Here is a 19,147-nt window from a genome sequence, read left to right on the forward strand (position 1 = left end):
GCTACGGGTCTGAGCGCACGATAAATTTTGAATAGCCACTTAGCACGCTATATGTGTGTGAAATGATGACGCTTACTCCTCTTCAGTCTCTAGAGGCAAATTTTTGTTTTATAAATATTTTGTGTGATGACAGATAAACTTTTGAACCTCAGCTCGGCAACGCTAAGTCGAAACGGCACAGTTTTAAACCCTACATCAATTTTGTTGATCTTACCTACATAACAATCAACGAAATGCTCTGCGACGAAAGTATGTATCGTCTGGAAATGTCGCATCGCATGGTTGATTGACAATGACACACGAGGGCAGTGCTTGAAGCGCTAAATACATGCGTTCAATGAACCTACTTCTCGATAGTTAAGCTGTTGCTAATTGCTATCAGGCTTGAGAGGGGGGAGCTTGGATCCACCTCGATCAACTAAAACGCCCGACCAAAGCCGAGCGTAAAAGCGGCGAGCCAACTCTGGGTTAGTCCGCGAGTTCAAGAAGCCGGTCAGCGTAATCGGTAAATAAACCGTTGACGCCCCAGTCCTGTAAACGCTTCATCTCATCAGTTTCATTGATGGTGTAAACGTGAACGGGAAGGCCGTTCTCTTGAGCTTGGCGAATAAAATCAGCATCAATAACGTCTTCGCCGTTATACGTCACATTCGTGCCGATACCTGCCGCGTACGCTGCGATTGCCTGAAAGTCTTCGTCAGTGATGTCTGCTGGCGCTGGAGTAACACCTGTCCACTCCACTAAACGATCATTATCTTCCTCACTGGGCGAGTACCACACCAACTGGATGAGGGGGATATGTTCATTAAGCTCATGTACTTTGAGTAGGCTACCCTGCTCAAACGATTGCACCAGCACCCGACCATTTTCAATCATTTCGTGTTCTTCAAGTGCCTCAACCAAGGCTTCTTCTAAACCAGGGTTCAACAGAGGGGACTTGGTTTCAATGTAGTAACGAGCATCGTGACCAAAGCGCTCAAATAGCTCTTCCAGTGTGAGTATTTGCGCTCCTTCAAAGGCCGTATCTGCCTTATCGACATTGGCGTCGTTGAACCAGGTACCGGCATCAAGAGCCTTTAGCTCTTCTAGCGTGTAATCATGAATATGGCCTTCGCCGTCACTGGTGCGATCGATGGCATCATCATGGAATACCACTAACTCATCATCGGAGGTGAGCTGAACGTCCAGTTCCAGGTAATCGGCTCCCCACTCGTGGGCCAGTTCATAGGCTGCCATGGTGCTTTCCGGTGCATGTCCGCTGGCACCGCGATGAGCGATTACCTGAAACGACTCCAGATCCTTTAGCTGCTGCTCTAGTGGCGTTGCCTCTGCGAGTGCAGTGGACGTAGCAGCACCAGCAAAAAGACCCAGTGACACGGCAGTAATCAGCGGATGACGTTGCATAGAAATTCCTTAGTTGAACAGTTGTTCAATTATCCTACAGGTCTCCTCACGCAAATGCCAAACGGGGTACATCTTCCAAGGGGGCCTTGGCAGCCGATTAGCGCAGCTATTCGGCTTACCAAAGGAAATACACATGAGGTAAGCATTAAAAGCTACATAGTTTAGACAGAGGCATTATGGTGGAGGTTATCCACTAGCACCTGCGCTTCTCTATGCGAGGTTAAACGCACAAACTGGATATGGGCATAGCGTGGATCAATCATATCGGCGAAGTAACGTTTGCGGTTTTGATGCCATGTTTTAAGCGACCAGAGCAATACTGAATTACGGCTTAAAAATGTTTGGCGAAAGCTTTCGCGGTTTCCTGTACCGGGCCAGATCTCTTCTCTGCTAATAATACGCTTTATGGCTCGTGAGCAGGCTTGGCTGAAGACACGCCAGAAGGGGAAGTCGATCCACACCACCATATCGACATCGCGCCACTTAATTGGCCGCGTGCGATCAAAGTTGCCATCCAATACCCACCCATTGGTGGAGGCCGACATTGCCTCCTCCAGCTTGGTGAAAAAGACATCGTCGGGCGTGCCTTCCCAGTTAGCGCACCAAAACAGCTGATCAAGCTGAATGTAAGACGTTTCCAGCGTTACTGAGAGCTGTTTAGCCAGTGTGCTTTTGCCACTACCACTAGTGCCGACCACATTGATTTTCATGGGGGTATCTCCTAAGCGGCGCAGTAGTTTAAAGAGTGTTCTAAACACTGGCAAGTGCACTTAAGAAAAGAAACTCAAAGGCTCACAGTAAGTTACCAACGTTTGGGAGCTGCTAAGCTGCTTTTTCAGGATGCCGCTCTATAAAGGTTGGATGACTCAAAAACGCCTGCAATTAAAGATGAGAAGCCATTCAAGAAGAGCAGTGACGACGATGCTAGTCGTTGGCGCAAACTCCCGGTATGACTAACCAGGAGTATGTGCTGCTGGATGGAAGGCGCTAAATTGATGAGATTGTTTGAAGAAATTGTTTGAGGAAATTGCTCCTTCGTTGGGCTAGAGCAATCGTTACTGGTTGCCTCTAACCCACCCAACCCAACAGTCGCCACCAAAGGTAGTCTAATGGCATCAATAGTAAGATCGTTATTAGCGCTAATGGGATGATGATTTTCAACAATTGGCTTAGAGGCTCTTTAGATAGCTGCATGGCCATAATCAAGGGCGCCACCTGATAAGGAAAAATGACGGTGGAAAAGCCTACTACCTGAGTCATTAACACCGTGGAAAGTGACAGCTCTGAAGCCGCGGCGAATTCGCTGGCCATGGGAGTTAGTATGGTAGCTACATTGGGTGTGGTGGCGACTACCCCAGTCAAGGTGGCCATCAATGAAAGCGACATAAAGTCCCAGAAGGGGCTACTGTTGCTCGTCTCCAGCAGTTGACTAAACTCTCTTCCCATAACACTGCCAATGCCTGAGACATTTACCAGTGTTCCCACCCCCAATGCTGCGGCCACAAATACTACGGTGCCAAAATCTGTCGCTCCATTGAATGATTTCGGGGCCATGACACCGACTTTTGGCATCATTAGCACTACCGCTGCCATCAGCCCCACCCACGCAGGGTTGATGCCGTGTAGCGTATCGGTAACCCAAAACATCAACGTAATGCCCAGTATGACAGCCACTTTTTTTTGCTGTGTCGCATCGCCGGAAAATTTGGTTTCAGCGACGGCTTGCTTGAACTGTGGGTCAATGCGGGCTGGGAATACCACTATTACCAGCGCCACGATCAATAGTGCTTTTAGCATTCCCAAAATAGGAAAGTGCAGAAGTAGATACTCCGCATAGCCAAAATGAATGCCATATAGACTTTCACTTGCACCTGCCAAAATCATATTAGGGAGGTTGGATGGAAGCACCGCAAAACTTGGCATGTTACAAGCGGCAGCAAGAGCAGTGGCTACGCCCAGTCGGCCAGCGCTGCCCGGCTCAAAGCCCACTCGTTCAGCCAATGCTAAACCAATAGGAATCAATACCACCGCTCGACCCGCTGAAGAGGGCATCACAAAGCCCAATGCCACAGCGGTTAACACTAATCCCCCAATCAGCCGTGGATAGCTTGCCGTTAGAAGCGGTGCCAATACGGCCGCTAGTCGATCGCCAAGTTTGCTTGATGTAATGGCAGAACCAATTACAAACCCGGAAATAACCATCCACACGGCTGTCGAGCCAAACCCCGCGAATAGCTGCTCCGGCGCTAGCAGACCCAACATGCTAACCAGCGCAAAGAAGATCAGGCCAGTCAGAAATGGGGGGAGTACCCCGGTACTCCACAGCACCAGCGTGAGCAGTACCATGCCAGCGCTGTAAGAAAATGCCGCTGGGTTGCCCGCTAAGGGAAAAAATGCCAATAACAAAGCGACCAATAAGGCCGCGGTTGCTATTGCATGGGAAAAGCGAAGTGAACGAAGCATGAGGAGGTCCTGGTGGCGATAAGCTCAATTGCGCGGTGCGCGCAGCTGAACCTACAATAGCGCCTGCATGCTGACGTGTTGAGGGCAAGATATGACAATAAATAGCGATAAAGCGACAATGTCGCCACCCAGTGATATAGCGTTCGTCCTCGATCCTAGTCGCCCTGTATTGACTCATGCTCGCAGTATGCAGGCTGAAACTGGGGTATTGCCGCACGCTCACCCTCGCGGGCAATTGCTATGGGCTAAACACGGCGTGCTGCGTGTTACCAGTGAACAAGCGGTGTGGGTTGTACCCTCTACTCACGGCGTGTGGATACCCAGTAACTGTCTCCACCAAGTGAGTTGTGAAACGCTGGTGGAAACCCGCAACCTCTACATTGATCCTACTTGTAGGGCACGTGATCAGGACACCCAGGTGGTGATGGTGGCGATGAGCACGTTGATGCGCGAGATTGTGCTAAGGCTAAACGATTCCCTAAAGTGTCGCGACGACGATGCCAGCACGACGCGCCTAGGCCTAGTCGCGATTGATGAGCTAAATAGTCTACCCGCTGAGAATTTGTCGCTACCTTCTGGGACTGACCCGCGGTTGCGACGTATCATTAGCCACATGGTCAACCACCCGGATAATCGCCACACATTAGCTGAGCTGGCGGGCCTTGCCGGGGCGAGCGTACGAACGCTAGAAAGGCTATTTAAGTCCGACACCGGGCTGACCTTTCGCCAATGGCGTACCCGCTTCAAGTTGATGAACGCGCTTGAAGCCCTGGATAGAGGCGAAAGCTCAACCGCCGTGGCCTATACGGTAGGCTATAAAAGCGTCAGCAGTTTTGTGGCTGCCTTCAAAACGGAGTTTGGCTATACACCTCAAGTCCGCGCCCGCTGCCAATAATGCGGCGATTAGGCGTTAGTTAACTCATGCATTAACCCCTTTCATGCCTTCCGGCGTGTAGCGCTCACCGATCACTGGAATGCGTGCGGTGGCTGCTTCCAACTGACGTTGCTCATCAGCGGTAAGAGTAATCGACGTTGCTGCTGCATTCTCTTCAAGGTAGCGCAGCCGCTTAGTCCCTGGAATTGGCACGATGTTGGGGCCTTTAGACAGTAGCCAGGCGAGCGATAGCTGTGCAGGTGTGCAGCCTTTGTTGGCGGCCACTTCACCAATCACGTCGGCGATTCGGCGGTTGGTGCTCATGGCCTGATCTGAAAAGCGCGGCAAGTTAGGGCGAAAATCGCCTTCCTCGAAATCCGCAGTATCCTGAAATCTTCCCGTTAAGAACCCCCGGCCTAATGGCGAGTAGGGCACAAAACCGATGCCTAGTTCTTGGCAGGTAGGGAGCACCGCTTGCTCTACGTCGCGTGTCCAAAGCGAATACTCGGTTTGAACGGCAGTAATCGGGTGCACTGCATGGGCGCGGCGCAAGGTGTCAGCGCTGACCTCGCACAGGCCGATATGGGCAATTTTTCCCTCTTTGACTAGCTGGGTGAGGCCTTCCATGGTCTCTTCAATAGGCGCATCCGGGGTTACGCGATGGACGTAGTAGAGATCGATTTGCTCGACCCCTAACCGCCGCAGCGATGCCTCGCAGGCCTTGCGCGCATACTCGGCGCTGTTGTCCAGGCGTCGTTGATACTCACCGGGGTTGCGCACAATGCCAAACTTGGTTGCGATACGCACTTGCGGCTTATGCTTAGCGAGAAAGCGGCCAATCAGCTCTTCGTTATGGTGCGGCCCGTACATATCTGCTGTATCAAAAAAGTTGATGCCCAGCTCCACTGCCTGCGCTAATACGCGTAGCGATTCACTGTCATCCCGAGGGCCGTAGAATTCGCTCATGCCCATGCAGCCCAGGCCAATGGCGGAAATAGAAAGGTCGGTGCCAAGTGTACGTTGTTGCATGCTGTCTCTCCGTGAACCGTTCTTGAGTAGCGGAGTGACAGCGTGGCACTATCCCATAATGAAAAAAATGAACGAGTTCGATAAGCCATTTTCCGGTTTTGAAAAGCAGATGCCCCGTGGGTGGGTGTGGGATGACACCCGCGCCTTTTTGGCTGTGGCTCGTCACGGCACCCTGAGTGGTGCCGCAGCGGAACTCCATTTGGGCATTGCAACGCTCTCTCGGCGTATTGAACGGCTGGAAAAAGCGCTTAAACTACCGCTATTTGTGCGCCAACAGTCGGGCTACCAACTGACCGAGGAAGGCGCAGGGCTGGTCGAGAAAGCTGAAGCGCTGGAAGCGGCTGCGGTGGCGTTTACCATCGATGTGTCCCGCCACTCACAACTGAGTGGTAGAGTGCGTTTGGCTACCGCAGAGAATTTGGCAACGGCATTGATTCTACCTGCGCTTGCACAATTTCGTCGTCAGTATCCTGGCATTACGCTTGAGCTAGTGACGGATATCTCTACTGTCAATCTACACCGTCGTGATGCCGATCTAGCCCTCAGAATGGTCAAGCCCGAACGCGGTAATGTCACCCTTCGCCGCTTGGGTTCCTTAGGCTATGGGCTTTACGCTAGCTCAGCCTATGCGGCGCAGCGTAAAACAGCGCTTGATACTGGCGACTACGACATGGATGCCTTTATCACCTGGGGGGAGGCGCAAGCCCACCTGCCTGCAGCACAGTGGGTCGAGCGCGTTCTACACGGGCGAGAACCCGCGTTAACCACTACCTCTGTGGCGACCCAAATCGCGGCAGCTAAAGCTGGGCTGGGGATTGCAGTATTACCGCACTTTTTGGCTCAGGAGGCGGGGTTGGTCTGCATTGCTTCTGATATTGGCGTGGACCAGCCTATTTACCTCGTCATCCAAACAGACCTGACACAATCACGCCGAACCCGTGCCGTGGCGGACTTTCTTATTGAACTGGTCGCCAGTAACCACGCTCGCTTGGCATGGGCTGAGAAGCGGGGGGGATGACTCTAATTGATGCCATCAACGCCCTCTCCGTAGCCAGGATCTCCGTAGCCAGGATCTCCGTAGCCAGGAGAGAGCGTTAAAGCCAAGCGTCAGCCTTTAGAACTGAGAGCCTGGGCCGGTGAGTACGATGATGAACTGTGTGTCACGAGACTCACGCCGATGAACACGGCGGTATTGACGACTAGACCACAGAAGCCAGCGTGCCAGCCGAATGGAGTGTTGACTCCAAACTGGAACAATAGGGTTAGGGCCGCGCCTATTGCTAGACCTGCAAAGGCGCCAGTGCGTGAGGCTCGCCGCCAAAATAGTGCACCAAGCAGCATTGGTAGCAACTGCACCACGATGCCATAGGCGCCGAGTAACAGGCCAACCAATGAGCCAGGATTGGCTAGGGCTAGCAGATAGGCCGCTAAGGAGATCACCACCACACCGTAACGAGTCAGCCTGAGTGCCTTGTCATCAGATATACCACGCAGCACGGGCAGGTGCTGCCCCACGTCTCTTACCAGAATAGTGGCGGAGGTATGAGCCAAGTTGGCAGCCGTAGACATTGCCGCGGCCAGCGCGCCGGAGAGGGCTATACCGATTAGCCACGCAGGGAAGTCAGCTAGTTCGACCACTAACGTCAACAGCACGCGATCGGCGGAGTCGAGTGGGCTATCTTCCAGTAGTAAAACTCCAGCGAAGCCGATAATCAGCAATGGCACCAGCAGATAGCTATAAAGTGGGTAGAGCACGAACACCTGTTTGAGGGTTCGCTCACTGCGCGCACTATAAAACTTCATGAAAATGTGCGGCCACATTACGCAACCTAGGGCACTAACCAGGATTGCTGTGGAGAATGCGCCCCAGCCCATGCCGCCAGCACCGGGCATGGTTAGGTATTCCGGCGCTTCGCGCTGCAGCTCGCGGAACATCTCGCCGACTCCGCCGAAGAACTGGTCAGCCGTTGCCAAGCCTAGGAACCACGCGACGCCCACCATCATCACGCCCTGAAGCAGGTTGGTCCAGCCGATGCCTTGTAAGCCGCTCGCGTAGACATAGGCCGCCACCACGCCACAGGCTAGTAAGCTGCCGAGCCAGAACGGAATGGTGCCTGAGGTTGCAGCCTCGAAGAGCAGCCCTGCACCAGCGATCTGAATGGTTAGGTAGGGGATCATCGCCAGTACGCTGACCACACCGATGAACAACCCCAGCAGATTACCCCGAGTTGGATAACAGGCGGAGAGGAACTCCGCCTGGGTCAGGAAGCCATGGCGGCGGCCAAGCCGCGAAATATATGGAGCGATTAACCACCATACAATCACAGCGAGCGCCAGGTAGGCGATGATATAGAGTGCCGGCGCCCCCTTGCTGTAGGCCCAGCCAGGGGCCCCAAGAAAGGCGAAAGCAGAGAATATCTCCGCTCCAAGAATGAAAAACAGCACCAGTAGCCCCATGTGGCGCCCACCAGCGACGTAGCCTTCCAGAGAAGAGCTCTGGTTATGTCTTGCTCGCAGGCCTACCGCCAGAACGATCAGTAGATAGGCTAGGGTGATGGTAGTGATCAGCAGTGAATCACTCATCGTTCACCTCCTGCGCGGCATCGTGACGATAGGCAATCACTAGCCCCACAAATAGGGCAAAGACCCAAGCGACGTACCAGAACATGAAGAAGGGCAAGCCAATCACCATCGGTTCGATGCGGTTGGCCACTAATGCGCCAGGCCAGATCATCGCTAGCGCACAGATAGTGAAGTAAATCAGCAATCCCCTAGGGGGAAGCGAGGGCCGGGATTTCATATGCATACCTCGTTATTGTGGTGTTATCGGTAGTAGAACAGGCCTCGTTCAGGCGGCAGCGAGTGCGCCGAGGCCGATTGCCACCAGCAGTTGGCAACCAGTGGGAATAATGTCGTCGTTAAAGTCGTAACGAGCGTTGTGTAATGGTGCGGTGGACTCATCCTTGGCTGTACCGAGGAAGAAGTAGGCTCCTGGGCAACGCTGCAGCATGAAGGAGAAATCTTCGCCGCCAAGGCTAGGGGCGACGTCACGCACTAGGGCTGCTTCGCCGAGTGTTTGCACAACGCAGGATTCTACGTGGCGGGTTTCCGCCTCGCTATTGACCGTCGCTGGGAATATGCGCTGGTAGTCGACCTCAATGTCGCCGCCATGGGCAATGGCCACCCCTTCACAAACACGGCGAACAGCATGCTCAATACGATCCTGAGTGTCGGCATCAAGGCTTCGTGCTGTACCGCTGATGCGTACTTCATCGGGAATAATGGCGAAACCGTCAATGTCGCCCCCCTGCAATCCACACAGGCTGAGAGCCGCGGGGGAGAGAGGATTAATATCACGTGCGACCACGGAGTGAAGATTTTGAATCAGGGCACCCGCCATACGCACAGGATCTGTCGATAGGTGTGGGTTGACGCCTCCATGGCCCCCTTTTCCGCGTACACGGATATCGAGCCGATCGGTGGCTGCCATGATGGCACCTGAGCGGACGGCCACTTGGCCAGCAGGCAGAGAAGGCCAGTTGTGCAGGGCGTAGATGGCCTGCATAGGAAAGCGCTCGAACAACCCCTCTTCAACCATTGCCCGGCCACCACCTAAGCCCTCTTCTGCGGGCTGAAAGACTAGGTGAATGGTGCCAGCGAAGTCGCGGTGTTCAGCCAGGTAGCGGGCGACGCCAAGCAGCAGGGTCGTGTGACCATCATGGCCGCAGGCATGCATTCGGCCGGGTACTTCGGATGTGTGGTTGTGCTCGCTAAGCTCTTGGATCGGTAGAGCGTCCATATCGGCGCGTAGACCAATCTGGCGTCCATTGTCGGGCTGATCACCGGTGACAGTCGCAACGATACCGGTTTTGCCGATGCCAGTTTCAAAGGTCAAACCGAGACGTTCTAGTTCTTCAGCGATGCGCTTAGCCGTGGCATGTTCCTGAAACCCTAGCTCTGGGTGACGATGCAGCTCGTGCCGCATTTGGGTCAGCTCGGCGTGGTGACGCTCGAAGAAATTTGCGTTGATGAGTTCTGTCATAGTCGATTCGCATAGTTGTTGGATGGGCCAATTCATCTTGGTTGTTTCGGTGGCATAGAGAAAATAGTTTTTTTATTAGCTTTCCATGCTTATATTGGATGGAAAGAGCCACGGCGTGTCATTCAATGGGAATGAGATGGACTTCAAACGCTTAAAATATTTTCAGACCGTCGTAGAGGAGGGAGCTATCTCCTCAGCAGCACGACGGATACCACTTGCTCAGCCAGCCCTGTCACGTCAATTGCTGCTGCTTGAAGATGAGGTCGGTACAACGTTGCTGACTCGTTCACGGCATGGCGTTCGCCTGACTGCCGCAGGCGAATCGTTCTACCGTGATACTCGGCGTTTACTTGGCGAATTCGAACAGGCCAAGCGTAATGCACGGCGCATCGCCGACGGCCAATTCGGTGAGTTGCGTCTGGGGGTGACGGTGATGCACTTATGGGTGCCGCAGATAATCGGTTTGCTCAACCGTTTCCGCGAGCAATATCCTGAGGTCACGCTGAAGGTGGAGTCGCTGCTTTCGGGGCCTCAGGTCGATGCAATTCGCCGTGGGAGGCTGGATGCTGGCATGTTGTTCTTCCCTCCGGAAGACGATGACAGCCTCTGTAGCCATTGCTTGTATGAAGATCATCTCGTATTGGTTACCAGTGCCACCTCACGCCTAGCGCGACACCCGCCGCGATACCTAGCCGAGCTCAATGACGAGAACTTTATCTGGTTTGATCGTAGCGCCACCCCGGTCTATCACGACAAGCTGATTCACGCCTTTCAGCGAGCGGGGTTCACTCCTCATGTGGTACAGGAGGGAACTGACAACGCTACTATGTTGTATTTGGTGGCTGCTGGCATGGGCTGCAGTATTTTACCGGCCATGACCATGGCAGGGGCACCAGAAGGGGTGGTAAGCCATCGCTTAAAGGATCTCAAGCTAGCTTTGCCTCTGATGCTGGTGTGGCGCAGGGATTCAGGGGTGTCGGCGGTACGCCGGCTGATCGAAATTGCCGAAACAGAATCTTTGGCGAACGGTGTAGACACGTCCTTAATTGCTCAGAAGGAATGAAGCGTCTATAACCTGGCTTGCTGGTGTAACGTATCGACAAAACGGGCTAATGCGGGCGACCAGGTAGCGGGTTCTGAAGTAACAAAATAGGTATCGATATTGGCAATGGCGGAGGGTAGTTCCAGCGCGTGAATGCCGAAGCGGTGCTGGTGCGCTTCAATGATAATACGTGGCAGCACGGTGTATCCCATCCCGGCTGCTACGCAACCAAGCATGGCGTCTAGCGTGCCAAACTCAAAAACACGCACGGCATTAATTCCTTGAGATGCCAGCAGCAGTTCGATACGTTGCCGGTAACTACATCCCTGGCGAAATGCGAGAAACGTTGCGGTTAGTAGTTCTTCCGAGCTGGGTGCGCTCGTCATGGGACTTGAGCTTACCAGCACAAGCTGTTCGCTGAAGACTTTGAGCGAATGATAGCGATGATGATCGATAGCGCCGGCCACAAACACACCATCCGCCTGACCGTCCATCAGCTTCTCGATCAAGCTGGCGGTGGGGCCGGTCGCCAGCGTCATATCAACCTCTGGAAAGTCAGCATGATAGGCCGCTAATATCGGGGGAAGGCGTAGCGCCATAGTCGTTTCCATCGACCCCAAGCGCAGCTGGCCTGTTGCGTTCTCTGCGCTTTGAAACAGCATCAATGCTTCGTCATGCACTGCCAGCAACCGTTCTGCATAATCCAGTAACGCTAGCCCTGCAGATGTAAGGCGCACGCCACCCGTGCGATGAACCAGCTGCGCGCCTAATTCCTCCTCAAGTTTTTTGATATGCGTGGTCACGTTAGATTGCACCGTGTGCAGCTGCTTTGCGGCAGCCATGAAGCTGCCGGTTTCTGCCACCGCCATAAACAGCCGCAATGATTTAAATTGCATGCCCATCTCCCTTAAATGGCCACTGTCTCAAGAACTATCTCAAAAGCCATCTCAAAAGCTATCTTAAGAGCTATCTCAAAAAAAGATAGAGGCTATCATTATAAATCGTTTCTAAAGAATTGTTGGGGTGGGTAAGCTACTGGTAAATACGCCTGTTGCCAATCTTGCCGCACAGCGATTTAGGAAGGATACGATATGATCAATAGCAAAGACTTGCCTGCTCTGATGACCGGTGTGATGGCCACCTTGGCGGGAATAGGCATTGCCCGTTTTGCCTACACACCACTATTACCGGCACTGATTCAAGAAGGGTGGTTCAGTGCCAGCCAAGGGGCTTATCTAGGGGCTGCTAATCTTCTCGGCTACTTTATTGGTGCGTTGTCTGCTCATGCACTAAGTGAGCGTTTTTCTGTTCGCGCGGTGATGGGGGCAAGTTTCGTAGCGATTGCACTGAGCTTTTTTCTCTGTGCAGGGGCGGGCAGTTTTGGCTGGTTTTTCTTTTGGCGATTAGTCTCAGGTATTGCTGGCGCCATTCTTATGGTGGTTGGCCCATCGTTGGCTCTGTCGACCACCCCTCCGGAAAGGCGGACGAGTGTCGGTGCCTTGGTGTTTACTGGCATTGGCTTCGGTGCGCTGCTTTCCGCATCGGTGGTGCCTGTGCTTCTGGAGTTAAGCTTAACGGTTACCTGGGCAACGCTGGGCCTGCTCTGTATTGCCGCTGCTCTGGTATGTGACTGGGGCGTTACGCAGCTCTCCTCACCGCCGTTGGCCAGTCAGGAAAAGTCAACAAGTCAGACCGGGTATGCTGGAATAAACGCCGCTGTGCTACTGGTGATCGGGGCGTATGCCCTGGATGCCGTCGGGTTTGTTCCGCACACCGTATTTTGGGTGGATTATCTCGCCAGAGAAAATGCCTTAGGGCATCAAGCGGCTTCTCTACAGTGGGGTATTTTCGGCTTGGGCGCTGTGTGCGGGCCACTGGTGGTAGGAGCGTTGGCGCGAAAAGTGGGTTGGCATCATGGTTTAACACTCGCTTTTTTAGCCAAGGCTGCCGCTGTGGCCCTGCCCGTATTTTCACTCGCATTGCTTAGTCAGTCAGTTTCATCGTTTGTGGTAGGCGCGATGATCCCAGGTATTGTTGCGCTGACGTCTGGACGACTGGCTGAATTAGTCGGCCCTACCGCCCACAAAAAGCTCTGGGGACAAGCGACTGCCGCTTTCGCTGCGGCTCAAGCGTTTGCTGGCTACGCGATGTCGGCGCTCTATGTAGCCTGGGGCACTTATTCACCGCTATTTGCGATTAGCAGCCTGGTGTTGGTAGGCGGCTTTGTACTGGTGTTGCTGAGCCGAGGCCAGCAGCAGCGTCACGCCCCTCTCTCTACTGTTCCTCACTCCAATAAGAACCGGAGGCCATAATGCAGCTTTTTCTTAACGCAACGTCACCCTATGCGCGCCTAGCGCGGATCATCTTACTTGAGAAGGATCTGGTGGATGACGTTACATTGCGCTGGTGCGACCCTTGGGCAGATGACCAAGCGCTGCTAGAGGTTAATCCCGCCGGGCGAATTCCAGCGCTAGTGACTGATGGAGGCACGACACTTAGCGAGTCGATGTTGATTGCTGTTTATCTTGATAGCGTCAGTGCTAGCTCGCCCATGATTCCCCAAGCCCGATTAGCGAATGTACTGCATCTGGCCGGGCTTGGTCAGAACCTGATGGATGTCGCGTTTACGACCGTTATCGCCAGAAAGCACTATGGCGCTGAGATTGATCACAGTGAGCTTGGGCGAAGGCGTCAGCGAGCCATGCAACGAATAGTGGAGCAACTGGACAGTGAACTCCACGAAAGTCAGCTGGCGCCTTCGATGACTCTTGGTGAAATCGCCTGCGCTGTTGCGCTAGAGTACGTGGCCTTCAGATTGCCAGAAGTGCACTGGAAGGAAGCGTACCCACAGCTCAAAGCATGGCATGCCACAGTAATTGACAGGGATAGTTTTCAGCAGACTGCATTTGTGTAGTGAGAGAGTCAGAAGGGGGAGGCCATGATGTGTTGCGCCTTCCCCCTCGACTCCAAAGTTACATGTGTTAGTAATGCTATATAGTTAAGCGTCCTTGTATTTATGGTCTTGATTTCTACCGCTCGGCTAATTGTCGATGTGAATGGTCAGCCCCTTTTTTCCAGCAGCGATATGATCGGCGAGGATGTTAAATTGATACTCTCCACCATTTTGGCGCCGGAAGGGAATAGGTGATTCATTAAAGAGATGATTGAGGCGAAGGTGCCAAGTGGCGAGTTCTTTCTCTACGTTAGCTTTTGAAAGCTTGCCGCTGCCATACACGGCATGGGTGGGAAGTACATCCAAGCCGGGAAAAAAGAGAGCGCCGTGGGTGATGGGAAATAATAACTCCTCCAAGGGGCCATTAATGCCACGGGGCGAATAGTCCTCCTCTGGTCCCCCCACCATTACTGAAAGTAGGGCTCGTTTGCCTTTGAGAATACCGTCCCCATAGCGATACCGGTTACCTTCGCCTTTGTATCCGTAGGCGAATCCGTAGGCATACACGCGATCTATCCAGCCTTTGAGAATGGCGGGCATACCAAACCACCAAAGAGGGAAATGAAATATGACTGCATCGGCGGCAAGCAGCTTGTCTTGCTCTGCGGCAACATCCAACGTCTGTTGGTGATTGGTATAAGCGTGCTGCGACTCTTGGATAAAATCTAGCCGGTCTTGGTTTATACGGTTGGGGAAATCCTGCTCATCAAAAGTCGCCTTCCAACCCATGCCATATAGGTCTGATTGCAGCACGACATGGCCTTGTTGTTCCAGTATTCGTATCGTTTCGGTAACGAATAGGCGGGTTAGTGATGTGGGTTCGGGGTGGGCATACACCATCAATATGGTCTTGGACACTTTGCTGCTCCTAGAGGCGAGTTAGCGAGTGACTATCACTCTAAGTGGATACAGTAGGCAGTGTGCGCAAGATTGAAGTATCAGTGAAATTAATAGTTTTATGACTTACTATCGTAAGCATGGATACCAAAAGACTTGACCTTAATTTGTTGGTGACATTAGAGGCTTTGCTTGAAGAGCAAAATGTCACCAGAGCGGCCGCGCGGCTGAATCTGAGCCAGCCTGCTGTCAGCGCTCAGTTGAGTCGCCTTAGGGATATGTTCAATGATCCGCTGCTGATTCCTGCTCATCGTGGAATGATGCCTACCGCCAAAGCGTTGGAGTTACTTTCCCCATTGCGTTTTGCACTAGATCAGGTGCGAGAGACGCTAACAACGCACCAGCACTTTGAGCCTGCCCAAGCAAAGCTGACCATCACGATTGCATGTACCGACTATCTGCAAACGGTTGTTGGTTTGTCGATCATGAACGAGTTAAGGCGAGAGGCACCCGGCGTCAGGATCGCAATACGTAATCTGGAACCACCTCGGTTGGAAGCCCTGATGGCGTGTGGTGAAGTGGACCTTGCACTTATGACGCCAGAAGAAGCACCACAGACTTTACGATCAAGACCCCTGTACGACGAAACCTATGTGTTGGTTGGCTGCGAGAACCACCCGCGACTCAGTGATGAAATGACAATTGAAGATTATGTCCAACTTGAGCATGTGATTGTGTCGCTCAGTGGAGACAATTTCTTCACCCCAGTGGATCAGGTCTTACACACATTGGGCTATAAGCGCAATGTTGTGCTATCGACCGCTTCATTCCTGTTCATCCCTGAAATTGTTGCTCACTCGCCTCTTGTGGCGCTGGTACCACGGCGTTTAGTCGCCCAACGTTCCGACCTTAAAATTGTTGAATCCCCCATTAAATCACTGGGATTCAAAGTCGGTATGGTGTGGCATGAGCGTAACCATGGTCACAGTGCGCATCGTTGGGTGCGTGAACAAATAGCCCACATACTTTGTGCAAACAAGCGCTAAAGGAGTAGCCAGACTAGCAGTGGCCAGCCCCCAATTCCTGCTTAAGCCACTCTGCCAGTGGCTCGCTGCGGCGGCTGTTGGTTTGTTTCGGCAGCCATAGGCAGAGGCGGGCGGGCGTTTCGATACTTCCCCAGGGGGCCACAAGCCGCCCGCTGCGTAAATCGTCTTCCACCAGTAGCTTGGGCGCTATTGCTACGCCCAAGCCCGCTACTGCGGCTTCAATCAGATAATAAAGATGGGCAAACCCTTGGCCCTGTTGAAGGGCATCCTCCAATGCACGTTGCGCCAGCCCTTTGGCGCTCGCCCACTGTGGCCACGCCTGGGGACGTGAAGCGGTCACTAACAGCTTGTTGGCAAATAACGATTCTGGCTTGGCTGGGTCGAGGTGTGCTGCTAGTAGTGGGCTTGCTACTGGGCAAATCTGCTCGGAAAGTAGCTCGATAACCTCCACATCCGCGGGCCAGGGCGGTTCAATAAACGCCAGGGTGGCGCTGGTATCTACCTGTTGACCGGGCAGTTCGCTGTCACTTACCACGACTTTTAGCTTCAGTTGCGGCAGCTCTTGGTTCAGGCGATCCAGGCGGGGAATTAGCCAGCGCGCTAGCAGGCTGCCAGGGCAGGCCAGAGTAAAGGGCGCTTCTTCCACATCATGCTTGAGTGCTGTGCAACTATTGCGCAGTTTGCTAAATGCCTCGCCCACGCCGCTTTGCAGTTGCTCACCATGGTGAGTCAGCACCAGTCCACGCCCTGCTTTTGCAAATAGCGCTACACCAAAATGCTCATCCAGGCTTTTAAGTTGGCGGCTAACCGCGCCATGGGTAACGCTTAGCTCATCGGCAGCAGCAGTTACGCTACCCAATCGGGCAGTGGCTTCAAAGGCGCGCAGGGCGCTAAGCGGCGGCATGCTGTTCTGCATTGCTGATCCCATAATGATGTTCTGTTTTAATAGTTGACTAAAACTCACCTATTGGTGACATCTTATCGATTTTTATCTTCGTGCGCTTGCGCTACTTTCATTGCACTCAAAACCGCTTCCCAAACCGCACTCAGAGGTCGTGATGAACCAATTCGTGAACCTGCCCGATACCAACGGACTGTTTGGCAGCTTCGGCGGCCGCTTTGTCGCTGAAACACTCATGCCGCTTATTTTAGAGCTGCAAGATGAATACGCTGCTGCTAAAAATGACCCCGAATTTCAGCGCCAGTTAGCCTATTTTCAGGGGGATTACGTCGGGCGGCCAAGCCCGCTTTATTTCGCTGAAAGACTGACCGAACACTTCGGTGGGGCAAGTATTTATCTCAAGCGCGAAGAGCTAAACCACACCGGCGCGCATAAAATTAACAACTGCATTGGCCAGGTACTGCTAGCCAAGCAGATGGGCAAAAAGCGCATTATTGCTGAAACCGGCGCCGGTATGCACGGCGTGGCCACCGCCACGGTAGCAGCGCGTTTTGGCCTGCCGTGTGTCATCTATATGGGCTCAACCGACATCGAACGCCAGCAGCCTAACGTGTTCCGCATGAAACTACTGGGGGCTGAGGTGATTCCCGTCACCTCCGGCACCGGCACACTCAAAGATGCCATGAACGAAGCGCTGCGCGACTGGGTGACTAACGTAGATGATACCTTCTACATTATTGGAACCGTGGCTGGACCGCACCCGTACCCTGCGATGGTGCGTGACTTCCAAGCAGTGATTGGCCATGAAACCCGCAGCCAAATGCTCGAAAAGCAGGGGCGTTTGCCGGATTCGCTGGTGGCCTGTATTGGTGGCGGATCAAACGCTATGGGGCTATTCCATCCGTTCTTAAACGACCCAGATGTGCAGATGATTGGCGTAGAAGCGGGCGGCAAAGGCGTTAAAAGCGGCCTGCATGCCGCCAGCTTGAACGGCGGGACGCCTGGCGTACTGCATGGTAACCGCACCTACCTGCTGCAAAACGAAGATGGCCAGATTATTGACGCCCACTCGATTTCCGCAGGGCTGGATTATCCCGGTATCGGCCCAGAACACGCATGGCTCCACGAGCAGGGGCGGGTTGAGTACGTTTCCGCCACAGACGATGAAGCGTTGGAAGCCTTCCAGATCTGTTGCCGTCAGGAAGGCATTATTCCCGCCCTGGAAACTGCCCACGCCTTGGCGGAAGTGGCTAAGCGTGCGCCCCGGCTTCCCCGTGAGCACTTAATGGTGGTCAACCTTAGCGGTCGTGGCGACAAAGACATGATGAGCGTCGCCCATCATCTAGGTGAGAAATTCCAATGAGTGCGAACCAGGAGACTGTTATGAATACCCCCACTCGTCTTAAAGACTGCTTTGCCGCGCTAAAGCAGCAGAACCGCCCAGCGCTGGTTAGCTACCTCACCGCAGGTGATCCAGACGCGGAGACTTCACGCCGTCTGCTGCATGGGTTACCAGAAGCAGGGGTGGATATCATCGAACTCGGCATGCCGTTCAGTGACCCTATGGCCGATGGTCCCGCGATTCAAAAAGCCGCGCTGCGTGCCCTTGAAGGCGGCCAAACCCAAGTTAAAACGTTGGAAATGGTGCGCCGTTTCCGCGAACAGAATAGCACCACGCCGATCGTACTGATGGGTTACTACAACCCGATTTACTGCTATGGCGTTGAGCGCTTTTTAACGGAGGCCGCCAGCGCTGGAGTCGATGGGCTGATTGTGGTGGATTTACCCCCTGAGCATGATGAAGAACTCTGCCAGCCAGCAGCTCAGCACGGCATTGATTTTATCCGCTTAGCCACCCCGACCACCGATGCTAAACGGTTGCCCAAAGTACTCAGCAACACCTCTGGGTTTATCTACTACGTATCGGTGGCGGGGGTTACTGGCGGTAGTGCGCCAACACCACAACGGTTAGAGGCGTCGGTTGCTCAGCTCCGCGAATATACCGAGCTACCCATTGCCGTTGGCTTTGGAATTCGCACCGCCGAACAAGCCGCTACCATTGGCCGCTTTAGCGATGCGGTGGTGGTCGGCTCCGCGCTTGTTGACTGCATCGAACACGCCAGCACGCCTGATGAAGCAGTGGAGCGAGTGCATGGCTTAGTCAGTGAGCTGGCAGAAAGCGTCAGGGCATGTCGTACAGCAAGCGAGCCACAAGTCTGTTGATACAAGCAGATTGATACAAGAAGAGTAAAAAAACGATACGTTAAGAGAGCAGGCCAGCAGCGCCTGCTTTTTTTAACGTTGAGCAAAATCCTAATTAAAGGTTAATCTAGCTGGATCGATGGTGAAATAATGAGTGGAAGCTCATGCGAGCTAATAGGAACGGGCTTTTATGAACCTGACAACACTGCTGTTTTTTATCCCTGCCTGCTTCGCCCTTAATATGGCGCCTGGCCCTAATAACCTGCTTTCATTAACCAATGCTAAACGCTATGGCGTTCGGGCAGCTTGTTTAAGTGCCTAACCGAAAGTTTTCGTGCATAATGTATGTAGGAT

At 53.4% G+C, this 19,147-nt stretch carries 18 protein-coding genes and 1 pseudogene; 9 read left to right on the forward strand and 10 right to left on the reverse strand.

Features of this window, described 5'->3' with window-relative positions:
- Positions 1–468: 468 nt before the first annotated feature.
- The 3 genes from INT21_RS00005 to INT21_RS00015 form a co-directional block, all read right to left on the reverse strand.
- The gene (locus INT21_RS00005) at positions 469–1,404 is read right to left on the reverse strand and encodes a glycerophosphodiester phosphodiesterase family protein (protein WP_193084695.1); all 936 of its coding nucleotides are present in this window, start codon (positions 1,402–1,404) and stop codon (positions 469–471) included.
- A gap of 161 nt (positions 1,405–1,565) precedes the next feature.
- Positions 1,566–2,114, reverse strand: a complete 549-nt coding sequence (locus INT21_RS00010; RefSeq protein WP_193084696.1) for an adenylate kinase — start codon at positions 2,112–2,114, stop codon at positions 1,566–1,568.
- A 358-nt stretch (positions 2,115–2,472) separates the two neighbouring features.
- Complete coding sequence (locus tag INT21_RS00015; RefSeq protein ID WP_193084697.1) at positions 2,473–3,867, reverse strand: SLC13 family permease; 1,395 nt, start codon at positions 3,865–3,867, stop codon at positions 2,473–2,475.
- 91 nt (positions 3,868–3,958) lie between these two features.
- On the opposite strand from INT21_RS00015, the gene INT21_RS00020 reads away from it, so the two are divergent.
- Positions 3,959–4,762 (forward strand): AraC family transcriptional regulator, encoded by an 804-nt coding sequence (locus INT21_RS00020; protein ID WP_193084698.1) that lies wholly within the window; start codon positions 3,959–3,961, stop codon positions 4,760–4,762.
- Positions 4,763–4,786: 24 nt separating this feature from the next.
- On the opposite strand, the gene INT21_RS00025 is transcribed toward INT21_RS00020, so the two are convergent.
- On the reverse strand, positions 4,787–5,770 hold the full coding sequence (locus tag INT21_RS00025) for an aldo/keto reductase (RefSeq protein WP_193084699.1): 984 nt from the start codon (positions 5,768–5,770) through the stop codon (positions 4,787–4,789).
- Positions 5,771–5,828: 58 nt separating this feature from the next.
- On the opposite strand from INT21_RS00025, the gene INT21_RS00030 reads away from it, so the two are divergent.
- Positions 5,829–6,788 (forward strand): LysR family transcriptional regulator, encoded by a 960-nt coding sequence (locus tag INT21_RS00030; RefSeq protein WP_193084700.1) that lies wholly within the window; start codon positions 5,829–5,831, stop codon positions 6,786–6,788.
- Between the two features lie 89 nt (positions 6,789–6,877).
- Here the strand turns inward: INT21_RS00030 and INT21_RS00035 are convergent, their stop codons facing one another.
- The 3 genes from INT21_RS00035 to INT21_RS00045 are packed head-to-tail and all read right to left on the reverse strand — an operon-like array spanning position 6,878 to position 9,812.
- Positions 6,878–8,353 (reverse strand): sodium:solute symporter family protein, encoded by a 1,476-nt coding sequence (locus INT21_RS00035; RefSeq protein ID WP_193084701.1) that lies wholly within the window; start codon positions 8,351–8,353, stop codon positions 6,878–6,880.
- On the reverse strand, positions 8,346–8,570 hold the full coding sequence (locus tag INT21_RS00040) for a DUF3311 domain-containing protein (protein ID WP_120386557.1): 225 nt from the start codon (positions 8,568–8,570) through the stop codon (positions 8,346–8,348). The genes INT21_RS00035 and INT21_RS00040 overlap by 8 nt, the downstream gene beginning before the upstream one ends.
- Positions 8,571–8,618: 48 nt before the next feature.
- Positions 8,619–9,812, reverse strand: a complete 1,194-nt coding sequence (locus INT21_RS00045; RefSeq protein ID WP_193084702.1) for a M20 aminoacylase family protein — start codon at positions 9,810–9,812, stop codon at positions 8,619–8,621.
- A 115-nt stretch (positions 9,813–9,927) separates the two neighbouring features.
- On the opposite strand from INT21_RS00045, the gene INT21_RS00050 reads away from it, so the two are divergent.
- The gene (locus INT21_RS00050; protein ID WP_193084703.1) at positions 9,928–10,875 is read left to right on the forward strand and encodes a LysR family transcriptional regulator; all 948 of its coding nucleotides are present in this window, start codon (positions 9,928–9,930) and stop codon (positions 10,873–10,875) included.
- Between the two features lie 5 nt (positions 10,876–10,880).
- Here INT21_RS00050 and INT21_RS00055 read toward each other — a convergent pair whose 3' ends face one another.
- Positions 10,881–11,750: a LysR family transcriptional regulator gene (locus tag INT21_RS00055; protein WP_193084704.1), complete on the reverse strand. Its 870-nt coding sequence runs from the start codon at positions 11,748–11,750 to the stop codon at positions 10,881–10,883.
- Between the two features lie 195 nt (positions 11,751–11,945).
- Here INT21_RS00055 and INT21_RS00060 point away from each other — a divergent pair, with 195 nt between their 5' ends.
- On the forward strand, positions 11,946–13,166 hold the full coding sequence (locus INT21_RS00060) for a YbfB/YjiJ family MFS transporter (protein ID WP_193084705.1): 1,221 nt from the start codon (positions 11,946–11,948) through the stop codon (positions 13,164–13,166).
- Complete coding sequence (locus INT21_RS00065) at positions 13,166–13,768, forward strand: glutathione S-transferase N-terminal domain-containing protein (protein WP_193084706.1); 603 nt, start codon at positions 13,166–13,168, stop codon at positions 13,766–13,768. Before INT21_RS00060 ends, INT21_RS00065 begins: the two co-directional genes overlap by 1 nt.
- 126 nt (positions 13,769–13,894) lie before the next feature.
- Here INT21_RS00065 and INT21_RS00070 read toward each other — a convergent pair whose 3' ends face one another.
- On the reverse strand, positions 13,895–14,665 hold the full coding sequence (locus INT21_RS00070; protein ID WP_193084707.1) for an NAD(P)H-dependent oxidoreductase: 771 nt from the start codon (positions 14,663–14,665) through the stop codon (positions 13,895–13,897).
- Between the two features lie 119 nt (positions 14,666–14,784).
- Here INT21_RS00070 and INT21_RS00075 point away from each other — a divergent pair, with 119 nt between their 5' ends.
- Positions 14,785–15,690, forward strand: coding sequence for a LysR family transcriptional regulator (locus tag INT21_RS00075; RefSeq protein ID WP_089039462.1), 906 nt, complete (start codon positions 14,785–14,787; stop codon positions 15,688–15,690).
- 13 nt (positions 15,691–15,703) lie between these two features.
- Here INT21_RS00075 and INT21_RS00080 read toward each other — a convergent pair whose 3' ends face one another.
- Complete coding sequence (locus INT21_RS00080; RefSeq protein ID WP_193084708.1) at positions 15,704–16,606, reverse strand: LysR family transcriptional regulator; 903 nt, start codon at positions 16,604–16,606, stop codon at positions 15,704–15,706.
- 142 nt (positions 16,607–16,748) lie between these two features.
- Between INT21_RS00080 and trpB the strand changes: the two genes are divergently transcribed.
- From trpB to INT21_RS00095, 3 genes and pseudogenes are all read left to right on the forward strand, one after another.
- Positions 16,749–17,954, forward strand: a complete 1,206-nt coding sequence (gene trpB, locus INT21_RS00085) for a tryptophan synthase subunit beta (protein ID WP_193084709.1) — start codon at positions 16,749–16,751, stop codon at positions 17,952–17,954.
- 20 nt (positions 17,955–17,974) lie between these two features.
- On the forward strand, positions 17,975–18,814 hold the full coding sequence (gene trpA / locus INT21_RS00090; protein ID WP_193084710.1) for a tryptophan synthase subunit alpha: 840 nt from the start codon (positions 17,975–17,977) through the stop codon (positions 18,812–18,814).
- A 169-nt stretch (positions 18,815–18,983) separates the two neighbouring features.
- Positions 18,984–19,109 (forward strand): annotated as a pseudogene (locus INT21_RS00095) (LysE family translocator); the annotation flags it as partial.
- Positions 19,110–19,147 lie beyond the last annotated feature (38 nt).

Origin of the sequence: Halomonas sp. 3F2F, assembly GCF_014897805.1 — a bacterium.
Classification (GTDB): domain Bacteria; phylum Pseudomonadota; class Gammaproteobacteria; order Pseudomonadales; family Halomonadaceae; genus Vreelandella.

Bases quoted from the DNA above. Each gene is read 5' to 3' on its own strand.
- INT21_RS00005 (WP_193084695.1), bottom strand. From the start codon at position 1,404: ATGCAACGTCATCCGCTGATTACTGCCGTGTCACTGGGTCTTTTTGCT.
- INT21_RS00010 (WP_193084696.1), bottom strand. From the start codon at position 2,114: ATGAAAATCAATGTGGTCGGCACTAGTGGTAGTGGCAAAAGCACACTG.
- INT21_RS00015 (WP_193084697.1), bottom strand. From the start codon at position 3,867: ATGCTTCGTTCACTTCGCTTTTCCCATGCAATAGCAACCGCGGCCTTA.
- INT21_RS00020 (WP_193084698.1), top strand. From the start codon at position 3,959: ATGACAATAAATAGCGATAAAGCGACAATGTCGCCACCCAGTGATATA.
- INT21_RS00025 (WP_193084699.1), bottom strand. From the start codon at position 5,770: ATGCAACAACGTACACTTGGCACCGACCTTTCTATTTCCGCCATTGGC.
- INT21_RS00030 (WP_193084700.1), top strand. From the start codon at position 5,829: ATGAAAAAAATGAACGAGTTCGATAAGCCATTTTCCGGTTTTGAAAAG.
- INT21_RS00035 (WP_193084701.1), bottom strand. From the start codon at position 8,353: ATGAGTGATTCACTGCTGATCACTACCATCACCCTAGCCTATCTACTG.
- INT21_RS00040 (WP_120386557.1), bottom strand. From the start codon at position 8,570: ATGAAATCCCGGCCCTCGCTTCCCCCTAGGGGATTGCTGATTTACTTC.
- INT21_RS00045 (WP_193084702.1), bottom strand. From the start codon at position 9,812: ATGACAGAACTCATCAACGCAAATTTCTTCGAGCGTCACCACGCCGAG.
- INT21_RS00055 (WP_193084704.1), bottom strand. From the start codon at position 11,750: ATGCAATTTAAATCATTGCGGCTGTTTATGGCGGTGGCAGAAACCGGC.
- INT21_RS00060 (WP_193084705.1), top strand. From the start codon at position 11,946: ATGATCAATAGCAAAGACTTGCCTGCTCTGATGACCGGTGTGATGGCC.
- INT21_RS00065 (WP_193084706.1), top strand. From the start codon at position 13,166: ATGCAGCTTTTTCTTAACGCAACGTCACCCTATGCGCGCCTAGCGCGG.
- INT21_RS00075 (WP_089039462.1), top strand. From the start codon at position 14,785: ATGGATACCAAAAGACTTGACCTTAATTTGTTGGTGACATTAGAGGCT.
- INT21_RS00080 (WP_193084708.1), bottom strand. From the start codon at position 16,606: ATGCAGAACAGCATGCCGCCGCTTAGCGCCCTGCGCGCCTTTGAAGCC.
- trpB (WP_193084709.1), top strand. From the start codon at position 16,749: ATGAACCAATTCGTGAACCTGCCCGATACCAACGGACTGTTTGGCAGC.
- trpA (WP_193084710.1), top strand. From the start codon at position 17,975: ATGAATACCCCCACTCGTCTTAAAGACTGCTTTGCCGCGCTAAAGCAG.